The organism is Flavobacterium sp. IMCC34852, from assembly GCF_030643905.1.
GTDB classification, from domain to species: domain Bacteria; phylum Bacteroidota; class Bacteroidia; order Flavobacteriales; family Flavobacteriaceae; genus Flavobacterium; species Flavobacterium rivulicola.
Genome location: NZ_CP121446.1, coordinates 3,106,715 through 3,121,384, shown reverse-complemented (window position 1 = coordinate 3,121,384; position 14,670 = coordinate 3,106,715). Strand labels below are relative to the sequence as shown.

The 14,670-nt window shown below is 37.4% G+C and carries 15 protein-coding genes and 4 tRNA genes; 18 read left to right on the top strand and 1 reads right to left on the bottom strand.

The genetic code is table 11. The annotated features are described in order from the left end of the window. Positions 1-42: 42 nt before the first annotated feature. Positions 43-2,016: a putative porin gene (locus P7V56_RS13535; protein ID WP_171222198.1), complete on the top strand. Its 1,974-nt coding sequence runs from the start codon at positions 43-45 to the stop codon at positions 2,014-2,016. Positions 2,017-2,196: 180 nt separating this feature from the next. Further along, the gene (locus tag P7V56_RS13530) at positions 2,197-3,558 is read left to right on the top strand and encodes a pyridoxal-phosphate dependent enzyme (protein ID WP_171222199.1); all 1,362 of its coding nucleotides are present in this window, start codon (positions 2,197-2,199) and stop codon (positions 3,556-3,558) included. A gap of 121 nt (positions 3,559-3,679) precedes the next feature. On the opposite strand, the gene P7V56_RS13525 is transcribed toward P7V56_RS13530, so the two are convergent. Next, the gene (locus P7V56_RS13525; protein ID WP_171222200.1) at positions 3,680-5,329 is read right to left on the bottom strand and encodes a PNGase F N-terminal domain-containing protein; all 1,650 of its coding nucleotides are present in this window, start codon (positions 5,327-5,329) and stop codon (positions 3,680-3,682) included. Positions 5,330-5,385: 56 nt separating this feature from the next. Here P7V56_RS13525 and P7V56_RS13520 point away from each other — a divergent pair, with 56 nt between their 5' ends. The 16 genes from P7V56_RS13520 (at position 5,386) to rplA (ending at position 14,651) form a co-directional block, all read left to right on the top strand. Further along, positions 5,386-6,654, top strand: coding sequence for a DUF2851 family protein (locus P7V56_RS13520; protein WP_171222201.1), 1,269 nt, complete (start codon positions 5,386-5,388; stop codon positions 6,652-6,654). Positions 6,655-6,658: 4 nt separating this feature from the next. Then, the gene (locus tag P7V56_RS13515; protein ID WP_171222202.1) at positions 6,659-6,886 is read left to right on the top strand and encodes a PspC domain-containing protein; all 228 of its coding nucleotides are present in this window, start codon (positions 6,659-6,661) and stop codon (positions 6,884-6,886) included. 3 nt (positions 6,887-6,889) lie between these two features. Beyond that, positions 6,890-7,771, top strand: coding sequence for a ComEA family DNA-binding protein (locus P7V56_RS13510; protein ID WP_171222203.1), 882 nt, complete (start codon positions 6,890-6,892; stop codon positions 7,769-7,771). Positions 7,772-7,801: 30 nt separating this feature from the next. Continuing rightward, on the top strand, positions 7,802-8,971 hold the full coding sequence (locus P7V56_RS13505) for an acyl-CoA dehydrogenase family protein (RefSeq protein ID WP_171222204.1): 1,170 nt from the start codon (positions 7,802-7,804) through the stop codon (positions 8,969-8,971). A 264-nt stretch (positions 8,972-9,235) separates the two neighbouring features. Beyond that, on the top strand, positions 9,236-9,430 hold the full coding sequence (gene rpsU / locus P7V56_RS13500; RefSeq protein WP_131476751.1) for a 30S ribosomal protein S21: 195 nt from the start codon (positions 9,236-9,238) through the stop codon (positions 9,428-9,430). A 69-nt stretch (positions 9,431-9,499) separates the two neighbouring features. After that, positions 9,500-10,396, top strand: a complete 897-nt coding sequence (locus P7V56_RS13495; RefSeq protein ID WP_171222205.1) for a tyrosine-type recombinase/integrase — start codon at positions 9,500-9,502, stop codon at positions 10,394-10,396. 32 nt (positions 10,397-10,428) lie between these two features. Then, positions 10,429-10,731 carry a ribosome hibernation-promoting factor, HPF/YfiA family gene (hpf, locus tag P7V56_RS13490; RefSeq protein WP_171222206.1) on the top strand — a complete coding sequence of 101 codons (303 nt, stop codon included), beginning with the start codon at positions 10,429-10,431 and terminating at the stop codon, positions 10,729-10,731. A gap of 88 nt (positions 10,732-10,819) precedes the next feature. Then, positions 10,820-10,893: transfer RNA gene (locus tag P7V56_RS13485), tRNA-Thr, on the top strand. A gap of 33 nt (positions 10,894-10,926) precedes the next feature. Further along, a tRNA-Tyr gene (locus P7V56_RS13480) sits at positions 10,927-11,008 on the top strand. A 215-nt stretch (positions 11,009-11,223) separates the two neighbouring features. After that, positions 11,224-11,295, top strand: a tRNA-Thr gene (locus P7V56_RS13475). 55 nt (positions 11,296-11,350) lie between these two features. Then, a complete protein-coding gene (tuf, locus tag P7V56_RS13470) occupies positions 11,351-12,538 on the top strand; it encodes an elongation factor Tu (protein ID WP_171222207.1) in 1,188 nt (395 codons plus the stop codon). Between the two features lie 58 nt (positions 12,539-12,596). Next, positions 12,597-12,667, top strand: a tRNA-Trp gene (locus tag P7V56_RS13465). Positions 12,668-12,684: 17 nt separating this feature from the next. Further along, positions 12,685-12,882 carry a preprotein translocase subunit SecE gene (gene secE, locus P7V56_RS13460; protein ID WP_171222208.1) on the top strand — a complete coding sequence of 66 codons (198 nt, stop codon included), beginning with the start codon at positions 12,685-12,687 and terminating at the stop codon, positions 12,880-12,882. 10 nt (positions 12,883-12,892) lie between these two features. Further along, positions 12,893-13,444, top strand: coding sequence for a transcription termination/antitermination protein NusG (gene nusG, locus P7V56_RS13455; RefSeq protein WP_171222209.1), 552 nt, complete (start codon positions 12,893-12,895; stop codon positions 13,442-13,444). Between the two features lie 67 nt (positions 13,445-13,511). After that, entirely contained in the window at positions 13,512-13,958 is a 447-nt protein-coding gene (gene rplK / locus P7V56_RS13450) for a 50S ribosomal protein L11 (protein WP_171222210.1), read from the top strand. Between the two features lie 3 nt (positions 13,959-13,961). Beyond that, positions 13,962-14,651 carry a 50S ribosomal protein L1 gene (gene rplA, locus P7V56_RS13445; protein ID WP_171222211.1) on the top strand — a complete coding sequence of 230 codons (690 nt, stop codon included), beginning with the start codon at positions 13,962-13,964 and terminating at the stop codon, positions 14,649-14,651. Positions 14,652-14,670: the final 19 nt, after the last annotated feature.

Below are 14,670 nucleotides of genomic sequence, written 5' to 3'. Positions count from 1 at the left end.
TTACAAATTGTTTTGTGTATTTTTGTCCCGAAAATCATTCAGATGAGATATCTTTTATTTATACTTTTTTTACTTTCATTACAACCCGTATCTTCCCAAGAAAGAAGAAGCGAAAAGGTCAGTAAACTCGATAAAAAATTTACGCCTACCCAAAGAAATGAAGCCAAAACTGATTCTGTTGATTCTAAAACAGCCAAGAAAGCACCATATGACTATTATAGAATCATATCGCTTCAAAAAGACACCACTTACGTAGATACCTCATTAACCATCAAAAAGGAATACGAATACAATTATCTTCGAAAAGATATTTTTGGGCTCTTACCTTTTGCCAATGAAGGACAAACCTATACTGTCTTGGATTATGGTTATAAAAAATTCTCCGCTTTCCCTGAAATTGGTTTCTCAGGTAAACATTTCAATTACATGAAGCCCGATGACATAAAGTATTATTCTGTTGCAACCCCTATAACCGAATTGTATTTTAAAACCGTAATGGAACAAGGCCAAAATGTAGATGCGCTAATCTCAGTCAATACTTCTGAACGGTTCAATATGTCGGTTGCCTTCAAAGGATTGCGTTCTTTGGGGAAATACATCAACCAGTTGTCAAGCACCGGAAACTTCCGATTTACTTCAAGTTATAATACCTTAAACAAAAGATATTATCTCAACCTACATTTTACCGGACAAGATTTTCTCAACGGTGAAAACGGAGGTATTACAACTTTAGAAGATTTTGAAGGCGAAGAAACAGCTTTTCAAAACAGAGCCCGATTGGAAGTCTACCTAAGAGATGCCAAAACTTTTATGAAGGCAAAGCGAATCTTCTTTGACCACAATTTCAGAATCAATTCGAAAGCCGGAAACAACAATCTCTATCTGACACACCAATTCAATTACGAAAACAAATTCTTTGAATACAACCAAAAAACAGTAGTTTCAACTGTCGGAGAAGAACAAACACAAGTCTATCGTTTTGGAGACGCCTTCGTCTCCTCGGGTGTCAACGACAAAACCCGTTACAACCGAATGTACAACAAAGTAGGCGCGGTTTACGAAAATGCATTACTCGGAAAATTCCAATTCTTCGCCGAGGATTTCAGATACAATTACTATTACAACCGCATTCTAATTTTGCCTTCAGGAGCGGTACCAAGCTCCATCAATGACGAAATCAACACCGTCGGGGGCCAATATCAATACCGTAAAAACAAATGGAACGGAACTTTTCTATACTCTAATTCCATCTCTAATCAGTCGCTGTCTAATTTTGATGCCCAACTGACCTACAAACTCAACGATAAAAATGAGTTTTTGTTCCAATACCAAATGCTGAACAAAATTCCCGATCATATTTTCAACTTGTACCAAAGCAGTTTCGTGGCATACAATTGGTACAACAATTTCAAAAATGAAAAGATAAACAACCTTGAAGTTACCGCCAAAACCCAATGGTTGGATGCTTCTGTACAAGTGAGTTCACTCAATGACCATCTCTATTTCAGCGATGATTCTACCGAAGCGCAACAACAATTGATTTCCCCAAAACAATACAACAAAACCATCAATTACTTATCCGTAAAAGTCAGCCGCGAATTCAAGTGGTGGAAATTAGCACTCGATAATACCATTTTGTACCAACAAGTCGACCAAGAAGACGACATCCTCAACGTACCGCAAATCGTAAGCCGAAATACTTTGTATTACACGGATTATTTCTTCAAAAAAGCCTTGTTCCTTCAAACCGGTTTCACACTCAACTATTTCACAAAATACTACGCCAACGATTACAACCCCGTAACCGCTGAAGCTTTTGTACAAAATACCCGAGAAATAGGTGAGTTTCCAATGGTCGATTTCTTTGTCAATGCCAGAATACGCCAAACGAGAATCTTCTTCAAATTAGAACATTTAAATTCTAAAATGACCGGCAATACGTTCTACAACGCACCCAATTATCCTTACCGCGACTTCATGATTCGTTTTGGTTTAGTATGGAATTTTTTCCAGTAGGAACGAATGGCTCGGTCTTTATCAGTTATTGCAATTCCTGCCTTACGAGTTACGAGGTAACTTCTCCAGTCAGGGTTAAACGATAAACCATTTGAATTTTTGTAAACATTTGAAATAGCACTACATTTGCTAATAATTAGAAACCTTTTTTCTTTACTCTATATTCTATTCTCTTATAAAATGAACTACGCAGAAAACATATTAGGCACTATCGGTAACACGCCTTTAGTGAAATTAAATAAAGTGGTTGAAGGTATTGATGCCTTGGTTTTGGCCAAAGTAGAGACCTTCAATCCCGGCAATTCTACCAAAGACCGAATGGCACTCAAAATGGTAGAAGACGCTGAAGCCGACGGAAGACTAAAACCGGGCGGAACCATTATCGAAGGAACTTCAGGAAACACCGGAATGGGATTAGCTTTAGCCGCTATCGTAAAAGGATACAAATGTATTTTTGTCATCACCGACAAACAATCCAAAGAAAAAATGGATATCCTGCGCGCTGTTGGTGCCAAAGTAATCGTTTGTCCAACCGATGTAGAACCAACTGATCCGCGTTCGTATTACTCGGTTTCCAAAAGATTAAGTACTGAAATCCCCAACTCTTGGTACGTAAACCAATACGATAATCCAAGCAATGCTTTAGCCCATTACCAACAAACCGGACCCGAAATTTGGGAACAAACCGATGGAAAAGTAACACACTTTGTGGTTGGAGTAGGAACGGGCGGAACTATTTCCGGTATCGGAAAATATTTAAAAGAAAAAAATCCTAATATCAAAGTTTGGGGCATCGATACTTACGGTTCGGTCTTCAAAAAGTACCACGAAACCGGAATCTTCGACGAAAACGAAATCTATTCTTATATCACCGAAGGTATCGGGGAAGATATCTTACCCCAAAACGTAGACTTCTCGGTAATTGATGGTTTCACCAAAGTAACCGATAAAGATGCTGCAGTTTATACCAGAAAGATTGCTTTAGAAGAAGGGATTTTTGTGGGGAATTCTGCCGGTGCTTGTGTCAAAGGATTACACCAGTTAAAAGAACATTTCACCAAAGACGATGTAGTGGTAGTTTTATTCCACGACAGCGGTAGTCGTTACGTAGGGAAAATGTTCAACGACGATTGGATGCGCGAAAGAGGTTTCTTAGACGAAGAAATCACCAAAGCGGAAGACGTGATCAAAGACCACAAAGACAAGCCATTGGTAATCGTACGCACCGAAGAATTAGTATCACATGCTATCGAACGTTTGAAAAAATACAACATCTCTCAAATCCCGGTAATCGATACCACAGGATTTGTAGGAAGCATAGACGAAACCGATTTGTTCCGAAGCTACGTAGAAGACAAAAACATAGCCGATAAACCAATCCGTGAAATTATGGGCAAACCTTATCCAATTGTAAACGCTAATGCGCCAATAGAGGAAATTTCCAAACTCATCAACAAAGACAACCAAGCCGTGTTGGTAGATTTAGGAAATGGAAAGCATCATATTATTACGAAACACGATATTATCAGTTCGATAAAATAGGACGGAGCGTTAATAAAATGTCCAGTGGACATTTTTAGCGAACGGGCCAGACGGCGCAATGGCAAAAGGGATAAGGGATTAGAAATTCTTATCCCTTTTCTCTTATCCCTTTTCTCTTAAATTATTCCCCAATCAAAGCGCCCGAAATATTCCAAGCACTAAAGCTTCCGCCTTCAGGTAAACCTTGCGGGATTTTAATTTGTATCGTATGTGTTCCGGCTGCTAAATCGCCTAAGTCAATAAAGACAGGATTGGTCACCGTTCCCGGGCACCAATTCGATCGGCTGTAATCCGAAGAAGACAATCCATTCGGAAAATTCCCGGAAGCCGGATTCGACAAGCGATACGAACCACAATCTTGTCGCCAAGGCGTAAAGCTGAAAGTTGCTGCACCGTCTAAATAAATCGAATTTTTTTTGGGTACAAATTCATCTCCATTTTCCCAACCGCCATGACCTGTTGTGATATAACGCAGTTTACAATTCTTCATGGGTTGGTCTAATGTAAAGGTAACTTCCAAACCTTTGTCATTATTGAACATCGTGCCATATTCCTGACCGGCCATTTCCATGATGTTATTGGTACAAAACAAAGGCACAATTTGTGTTGGTTTAATTTTACTTTCCTCTTCGGTATGAATGGTAATATTCGCCGAAACTTTATGACCGCCTTTGTCATAATTCCCAATATTAATCCCGAGCCAAACTTCTTGGCCGCTTAATAAACTGCGCAAGTCTGAAATGTCCTGACGATACAATACATTGTCTGCCCAAGTTTTGTTTTTCAACTCAAGATAGTTGTATTGTTTCACTCCAAAAGGCGTAAAGAAACGCATCAATTCCACTATAGGATTATAGTTTTCAGTGGTTACAACACCTTGGTATTCTTTACCGTTACCATTGGTGTAAATTGGTAAGGTTTTGGCGCCATTTTGCAATCCATTTAAAAACGACAGTTCTTTATCGGTTGGAATCATAAAAAACGAACCGGTTCGGTCATAAGCATCGCCGTTAGATTGCTCAGTTACATCGACAAAAATTTGGCTCCCAATTTTTATCTCAGGAAATTTAACTTTTCGAACGGCTATTGTTCCATTGGCAAAGCGCAAAATAGAATCATTAGATTTTGAGGCGTCGGAAAAGTTGATGATTTGGTCTTTGAAAACGTTGATTGTGGTGAAACGGCTTTTCCAAAGTAAATCTTTATAAGTTAATCCGTCAACAGACTTTTTAGGCAATTCAATTATCGGAAATGATTTTATCTTTTCCACTTTAGTAGCTGCAATCACAAAGTTGCCGTTGCGCACCATTTCGAGAACCAAACCCAAATTTTGACCTAAAACTACCGGCGAACCTTTGACTTTTAACGCATCTGTATACCAAAATTCAATGGTGTTGGAGTTGACAATGGTTTTCGCTTTTTTACAATCGTAGCCCAAGATTTTTTTGGTATCATTTAAGTATTCAAAGGTTTGCTTCGCCAATGAAATGCTGTCTTTCATCGCAATGACTTCCGATTGGTTTAAGGTCGCCGTTTGATAAAAAGAATTGCTTTTTCTGTCGATATTGGTTTGTTCAAAAGGAAAGGTTGCTTTTTGATTGTTGATGTTTTCTGAACTCAATAAAGTTTGGTTAGTATTGGTAAAAACCCAAACCGCATCTTGGTTTTCTAACAAGCTTCCGTTCGAACTTTTCAGGTAAGTAATTTTATAGTTTTGGGCAAAGCTATTTCCTGAGATGGACAACAAAAGAGCAAAAAGTAATTTTTTCATTACAAAATATTTTTATTATAAAAGTAATTTTCTTACTTTAGTTAAAAATTAATACCGTGAAAGAAGATTTTCTTCATTATGTCTGGCAATATAAGAAGTTTGACTTTTCCAACCTAACGACGGTTTCAGGAGATGAGCTAACCATTCTTAATTCCGGACAATATTTGAGGCAATCCGGTCCCGATTTTTTCAATGCACAAATTATTATTGGTAACCAAAAATGGGCAGGCAATGTCGAAATTCATTTGAAGTCTTCGGATTGGTATTTGCACCAGCACGAAAATGATCCTCATTATGATAATGTAATCCTGCATGTGGTTTGGGAACATGACACGCCGATTTTCAGAAAGGACAATTCGGAGATTCCGACTTTGGAACTCAAAACGTATGTGGCCAGTGGTGTTTTGAATCAGTATTTATCATTGACCACACCAAAATCTTGGATTTATTGTGAAAACCAAATCGCTAAGGTTGATCAATTGATGTTTAAAAATTGGCAAGAGCGATTGTTCTTCGAACGTTTAGAAGCAAAAGCCACTCCGATAGAAGTACTTTTACAGGAAACTGATAACGATTGGGAAGCGGTTTTGTTTTACAGATTGGCTAAAAATTTCGGTCTGAATACCAATGGCGAAATCTTTTTAAAAATGGCGAAGTCAATTCCGTTTTCCATCATCAGAAAAGAGGGTTTTGAAGTTGAAAACTTAGAAGCGTTATTGTTTGGCAAAGCCGATTTACTACCTGTGGAAGCGGAAGATTTTTATACTAAAGATTTGCAAAATCGTTCAATCTATATGACGCAGAAACATCGTTTAAAAAAAGTTTTTATTGAACCGGTTCAGTTTTTCAAACACCGACCCGATAATTTCCCGACGATTCGCTTGGCACAATTGGCCATGTTATACCACAAACAGCAAAATTTGTTTTCCAAAATAATAAGCACGCATTCCTTAGCTGATTTTTACAAGCTTTTTAACGTTGGCGTTTCTTCCTATTGGGAAAACCATTATCAGTTTGAGAAAGAAAGTCCGAGAAAGAAAAAGCAATTCTCCAAATCTTTTATCGATTTGTTGGTGATTAATACCATTGTGCCGTTTCAATTTGCTTACGCCAAAAGTCAAGGCAAAGAAATTTCAGAATCGCTTTTGCAGTTAATGGAAACTATAGCGCCCGAAAAGAATATTATCATTGAAAAGTTTTCTAATTTTGGAGTGAAATCAAAGAATGCTTTTGAAACGCAATCGCTTTTGCAATTGAAAAACAGTTATTGCAATCACAGTAAGTGTTTACAGTGCGCCATTGGAATTCAACTTTTAAAAAATTAAACAAATGTCACCCGTAATCCAACTAAAATATTTCTTCGAAAAACACGGTTTTCACGTTTCATCTCGTTTGGCTGATAAACTGGGAATGCGGGCTTCGAACGTACGTTTATTTTTTATTTACATCACTTTTGTCACTGCCGGATTAGGATTTGGCGTGTATTTGACTTTGGCTTTTTGGATTAAATTGAAAGATTTGATTCGGGGTAAAAGAACTTCAGTGTTTGATTTGTAGCCTATGGTGCAAGGCAATTCCATATTAAAATCGATTTTAAGTTATTCGAAAAGCCAACGAATCGGAATTATTTTGCTTTTTGTGGTTATTGTTGTTTTTCAAGGCTTTTATTTGTTTGCTGATTTCGAAGCTATGGAAACCAATGATAAAGAACAAGCAAATTGGTTGGCTAATCAAAGTTTGATTGACAGTCTCAAACTGCAAAGTAAAAATTACAAACCCAAGATTTATCCGTTTAACCCTAATTTTATTACCGATTTCAAAGGCTACAAACTTGGTATGTCTGTAGCGGAAATAGACCGATTATTGGCTTATCGAAAGCAAAATAAGTTTGTCAATTCGGCGGCAGAGTTTCAAGCGGTAACTCAAATTTCGGATTCCTTGCTAGAGGAGATTTCTCCCTATTTCAAATTTCCGGATTGGGTTAATCATAAAAAAGAATACCCTTCGGCCTTAGCTAAAACTGCATATCGAAAATCTGAAAAAATTACTATTAAAGACATCAATCAAGCAACCAAAGAAGATTTGATGAGAGTTTACGGAATTGGCGATAAAATTTCGGACCGAATTTTGGAACAAAAAAAGAAGTTCGGCGCTTTTGTATCAATGGAACAAATGAATGATGTTTGGGGTTTATCACCGGAATTGATTAAAGAATTAAATCAATATTTTGCGGTACAATCAACACCGAATATTAAGAAAATAAACATTAACCAAGCCAGTGTCAAAGACTTGGCGCAATTTCCTTTTTTTAAATATCCTTTAGCCAAAGAAATCGTCATCTATCGCTCGATGAATGGCGATATAAAAATTGAGGATTTGTCAAAAATTAAAGGATTTCCTGTCGATAAAATAAAAATAATTGCCTTATATTTGGAATTCTAAAAAAATAGCTTAAAAAGTAGCCTTATTGATATGAATTCAACTTATTTTACTGAAGAACACGAACTATTTAGAAAGAGTTTACAAGATTTTTTGCAAAAAGAAGTAGTGCCACACATTGAAAAATGGGAAAAGACGGGTACAATTGAACGCTTTATTTGGAAGAAGTTTGGTGAAATGGGCTTTTTCGGATTGGCTTATCCTGAAGCATACGGAGGAATGAATTTAGATTTGTTTTACACCGTTGTGTTTTTGGAAGAATTGCAAAAAATTAAATCTTCCGGTTTTGCGGCTGCCATGTGGGCACACGCTTATTTAGCGATGACTCATTTGAATGCCGAAGGAGATGAAAGAATCAAACAAGACTATTTAGCGCCCAGTATTTCCGGGGATAAAATTGGAGCCTTATGTTTAACTGAACCATTTGGCGGTAGCGATGTAGCCGGTATGCGAACCACTGCAGTCAAAAATGGCGATAAGTATATTATTAATGGTTCTAAAACTTTTATTACTAACGGAGTTTATGCAGATTATTATGTAGTGGCTGCGAAAACCAGTCCGGAACTTGGAAACAAAGGCATCAGTATGTTTTTGGTAGATACCAATACCAAAGGAATAGCGGCTACTAAGTTGGATAAATTGGGTTGGAGAGCTTCGGATACAGCGGAGATTTCGTTTGATAATGTGGAAATCCCGGTAACCAACTTAATGGGTGAAGAAGGAAAAGGTTTTCCTTATATTATGCAGCACTTTGCTTTAGAGCGTTTGATCATGGCGATTAATGCTCATGCTCGAGCGGAATATGCTATTGAATATACTTTAGAATATATGTCGCAACGAGAAGCTTTCGGGAAAGCCATTAACAAATTCCAAGCTTTGCGTCATGCTATGGTAGACAACGCTACGGAAGTTGAACACTGTAAAATTTTCAATTATGCTGCGGTAGCCCGATTAGATAAAGGAGAATATGTGGTAAAAGAAGCTACGATGGCCAAATTAAAATCGACTAAAGTGGCTGATGAAGTGATTTACAGTTGTTTACAAATGTTAGGCGGTTATGGTTATATGGAAGAATATCCATTGGCTCGATTGTTAAGAGACAGTCGTTTAGGACCGATTGGCGGAGGAACTTCAGAAATTTTGAGAGAGATTTTGTCGAAGATGATTATTGATAAACAAAGTTATCAGCCTGCGGTGAAATAATAGAGGCAAAAGGAATAAGTGAAAAGGGATAAGTTTTTTGTGTGACTTATCCCTTTTTTCTTTTTATTTCTTTCTTTCTTACAACTGCGTTAGCGATTGGAGCAAGTACCGTGTACTGCGGAAAGCGCGGCCCGAAGGGAACGCCCAAAAAACAATGTACCTTTTATAATTGCTTCGCCAGTTCAAAAAATAAAAAAAATTCGGGTTATAATTCAAAATTATTGTTACTTTTGCACCCACTAAATGAGAGGAGGTGTCTAAATTATGTTGATTATACCCATTAAAGACGGAGAAAACATTGATAGAGCATTAAAGCGCTACAAGAGAAAATTTGATAAAACCGGAACTGTAAGACAACTTAGAGCGCGTCAGGCGTTTACTAAGCCATCAGTAGTGAGAAGAGCGCAAATTCAAAAAGCAGCTTACATTCAAACATTGAGAGACAGTTTGGAAGGATAGTTAAATTCTACCTAAAGATATTACCGCGAGTGATTAAAGTTTGTTAACTTTGGTACTCGCGGTTTTTTTATGGAAAATAGTAAAGATAAGTTTCGGGATTATTTGTTGTTGGAGAAGAAGTATTCTTTGCACACCGTGACGGCTTATTTAAATGATGTTGGATTTTTTGAATCTTTTTTGTCTGAAGCTTTTGAGGACAATGATTTGATGAAGGTCAATTATTCTCAAATTCGTGCTTGGATTGTTTCGCTTTCTGATGACGGGATTTCCAATGCTTCCATTAACCGAAAAATTTCATCCTTAAAATCGTTTTACAAGTTTTTGCTCAAAACAAAGCAAATTGAAGCGAGTCCGCTTTTGAAGCACAAAGCCTTAAAGGCACCTAAAAAGTTGCAAATTCCATTTTCGGAAAAAGAATTGGATTTGGTTTTAAACCAGATTACTTATACGGATGATTTTGAAGGTATTCGTGATAAGTTGATTGTTGATTTGTTTTACACCACCGGAATTCGTAGAGCGGAGTTGATTAATCTGAGGTGTCACAATGTTGATTTGTCAAACGGTACTTTAAAAGTTTTAGGGAAAAGAAATAAGGAAAGGATTATACCGATTTTGCCCATAGTTGAAAATCAAATAAAATTATATACAAGCGAAAGGTCAGGTTTACAAAGGATTGTAGATGGAGAGTATTTTTTTCTACTGTTAAAAGGCGTTAAATTGAACGATTCGTTTGTTTATCGTTTAATAAATTATTACTTTAGTAATGTCTCCGAGAAGGTGAAAAAAAGTCCGCATATATTAAGACATACGTTTGCGACACATCTTCTTAATAATGGGGCGGATATTAATTCGGTTAAAGAATTATTAGGGCATTCAAGTTTGGCCTCTACCCAAGTCTACACTCACAGCAGTTTAGCGGAACTTAAAAAGGTTTACGGTAGTGCTCATCCGAGAAACAAAAAATAATTCTACAATGTTTAATCAATAAAAATTTAATTATGAAGGTAAATGTTCATGCAGTAAATTTCACTGTCGACAGAAAGCTGGTTGATTTCATCAATGAAAGATTAGGTAAACTGGAAAAATTCTACGACAAAGTAGTTTCGTCAGATGTTTTTTTAAAGGTTGATAATACTAGTGAGAAAGAAAATAAAGTAGTAGAAGTAAAAATTCACGTTCCGGGAGATGATTTTATGGTAAAGAAACAATGCAAAACATTTGAGGAAGCAGTAGAGTTATCATCAGAATCTTTAGAAAGATTATTGGTAAAAAGAAAGGAAAAAATTAGAACACATATATAAGATAAATTTTTTTATAAAAATGTTTTGATTAAAAGATAAAATCCATACATTTGCAGTCCGTTAGAAATAGCGGACTTTTTTATTGTTTGCCGGTGTAGCTCAGTTGGCTAGAGCAGCTGATTTGTAATCAGCAGGTCGTGGGTTCGAGTCCCTCCATCGGCTCTGTTCTTTATAGTATTGAAAATAAAAAGGTTAGGGGAGATACTCAAGCGGCCAACGAGGGCGGACTGTAAATCCGCTGATTACATCTTCGCAGGTTCGAATCCTGCTCTCCCCACAAGATTTAAACAAGGATTTATCCGAAAGTTTACTTTCGAGTAAATTCGTTTTAAAGCTTGGATAAGGCAACGCCTTATCAGGATCATCGCCTAAAAGGCGTTAATCCAAAACCGGAAATTCAACCGTGTGTTGATGATCCAAAATGGTTAGAATTTAGAGATAAGGGTTTGGAAGTTTCTGAATTCTGAGGTCTAACTTCTGGACTAGGCACAAGCCGACTTAGCTCAGGGGTAGAGTGCTTCCTTGGTAAGGAAGAGGTCACGGGTTCAATTCCCGTAGTTGGCTCAAAATTGTAAAATTTGAACACTAATATATAAACTAAGATTAAAAATTAAGTAAAATGGCAAAAGAAAATTTTAATCGTTCGAAACCACACTTAAATATAGGTACTATCGGACACGTAGATCACGGAAAGACTACTTTAACTGCAGCTATCACTAAAGTATTGTCTGATGCTGGTTATTGTCAAGCGAAATCATTTGACCAAATTGATAACGCTCCGGAAGAAAAAGAAAGAGGTATTACTATCAATACTTCACACGTTGAGTACGAAACTGCTAACCGTCACTACGCACACGTTGACTGTCCAGGTCACGCGGATTACGTTAAGAACATGGTTACTGGTGCTGCTCAAATGGACGGTGCTATTTTAGTAGTTGCTGCAACAGACGGACCAATGCCACAAACTCGTGAGCACATCCTTTTAGGACGTCAGGTTGGTATTCCTAGAATCGTTGTATTCATGAACAAAGTGGATATGGTTGATGACGCGGAATTATTAGAATTAGTAGAAATGGAAATCAGAGACTTATTGTCTTTCTACGAATACGACGGAGATAATGGTCCTGTAGTTCAAGGTTCTGCTTTAGGTGGATTGAACAATGATCCAAATTGGGTACCAAAAATCATCGAATTGATGGAAGCTGTTGATAACTGGATTGAAGAGCCGGTACGTGACAACGCAAAACCATTCTTGATGCCGGTTGAGGACGTATTTACAATTACAGGTCGTGGAACTGTTGCTACAGGTCGTATCGAAACTGGAGTTGCTAATACTGGAGATCCTGTTGAAATCATCGGTATGGGAGCTGACAAATTGACTTCTACAATCACTGGAGTTGAGATGTTCCGTAAAATCCTTGATAGAGGTGAAGCTGGAGATAACGTAGGTCTTTTGTTAAGAGGTATCGATAAAGCTGATATCAAAAGAGGTATGGTTATTTGTAAACCAGGTTCTGTAAAACCACACGCTAAATTTAAAGCAGAGGTTTATATCTTGAAAAAAGAAGAAGGTGGTCGTCACACTCCATTCCACAATAACTACCGTCCACAGTTCTACGTACGTACTACTGACGTAACAGGAGTTATTTCTTTACCAGCTGGTGTAGAGATGGTAATGCCAGGTGATAACTTAACTATTGATGTTGCTTTGTTAAGCCCAATTGCATTAAACGTAGGTTTGCGTTTCGCTATCCGTGAAGGTGGTAGAACAGTTGGTGCTGGTCAGGTTACTTCAATCGAAGACTAATTATCAAATTAAATAAATTACCAGTGTCGTTTTTTAGAACGACACTGGTTTTTAATAAACGGGCGTAGTTCAAGGGTAGAATAGCGGTCTCCAAAACCGTTGATGGGGGTTCGAATCCCTCCGCCCGTGCAAAAAAATAATTTACAATGACAAAAATTGTTAACTATATATCAGAGGCATTTGAAGAATTGAAAACAAATGTTACTTGGCCGGAATGGGCTGAGGTTCAAAAATTCACTATTGTAGTGGCTGTATTTTCAATTGTTTTTGCTTTGGCAACTTGGGGTGTTGATGAAGCTTGTGCAAAAGTAATTGCCGGTTTCTTTAAATGGTTAAAACCTTAATTATTCTATAATGGCTGATATTAATGTAAAAAAATGGTATGTCGTTAGGGCTGTTAGCGGTCAAGAGAATAAGGTAAAAGCTTATATCGAAACTGAAATTAACAGACTTGGCATGTCAGATTATATCTCTCAAGTGCTTGTTCCGACTGAAAAAGTGGTGCAAGTTAGAGATGGGAAAAAGATAGCTAAGGATAAGGTATATTTTCCTGGTTATGTCATGATTGAAGCTAATTTGGTTGGTGAAATTCCACACATCATTAAATCGATTACCGGTGTGATTGGTTTTTTGGGTGAAGTTAAAGGAGGAGATCCGGTGCCTTTAAGAATGTCAGAAGTTAACAGAATGCTTGGAAAAGTCGATGAATTGGCTGTCAATACTGATACCCAAAGCATTCCTTTCAGTATAGGTGAAACAATCAAGGTTATTGATGGTCCTTTCAATGGTTTCAACGGAACTATTGATAAAATCAATGAAGAAAAGCGTAAGCTGGAAGTGATGGTGAAAATTTTCGGAAGAAAAACTCCATTAGAATTGAGCTTTATGCAAGTTGAAAAAGTATAATTTTTGTTACATATATATTATAACCGCATCAATCGCTTCCAATTGAGAGATGTAAAATTTTTAAACAATGGCTAAAGAAATTAGTAAAGTAGTTAAACTACAAGTTAAGGGAGGTGCTGCGAACCCGTCGCCACCGGTTGGACCTGCTTTGGGAGCTGCTGGAGTTAATATCATGGAGTTCTGTAAGCAATTCAATGCGAGAACTCAAGATCAACCCGGCAAAGTGTTACCGGTACAAATTACCGTGTACAAAGACAAATCGTTTGATTTTGTCGTGAAAACTCCGCCTGCTGCAATTCAATTATTGGATGCTGCCAAATTAAAATCCGGTTCTGGAGAGCCAAATCGTCGTAAAGTGGGTAGCGTAAGCTGGGACCAAATCAAAACGATTGCCGAAGACAAGATGCCTGATTTAAATGCATTCACTATCGAATCTGCTATGAGCATGGTTGCTGGAACAGCTAGATCAATGGGATTAACTGTAACTGGAGATTCTCCGCTAAAACAAGCGTAAGACATGGCAAAATTGACAAAAAAACAAAAAGAGGCTGCTGCAAAGATTGAGAAAAACAAATTGTATTCATTAAAAGACGCTTCGTCTTTATTGAAGAATGTTGCTTCTGCAAAATTTGATGAGTCTGTAGACATTGCTGTTCGTTTAGGAGTAGATCCAAGAAAAGCAAACCAAATGGTAAGAGGTGTTGTGACTCTTCCTCACGGAACCGGTAAAGACACTAAAGTTTTGGCTTTAGTTACTCCGGACAAAGAAGCTGAAGCAAAAGCTGCCGGAGCTGATTTCGTAGGATTAGACGATTACCTTCAAAAAATTAAAGATGGTTGGACAGATGTTGATGTAATCATCACTATGCCGGCTATCATGGGTAAATTAGGACCATTAGGACGTGTATTAGGTCCAAGAGGTTTAATGCCAAACCCAAAAACGGGAACAGTTACTATGGAAATTGGTAAAGCTGTTGCTGAAGTAAAAGCGGGTAAAATCGACTTTAAAGTGGATAAAACTGGAATCGTTCACGCCGGTATCGGAAGAATTTCTTTCGAAGCGGATAAGATTGTAGACAACGCTCACGAGATCATTCAAACATTACTTAAATTAAAACCAACTGCAGCAAAAGGTACTTACATCAAGTCAATTCACTTGTCAAGTACTATGAGTCCTGCTATCGCTTTAGATCCTAAAGCTGTATAATTGGTAGTTAAACAAATTT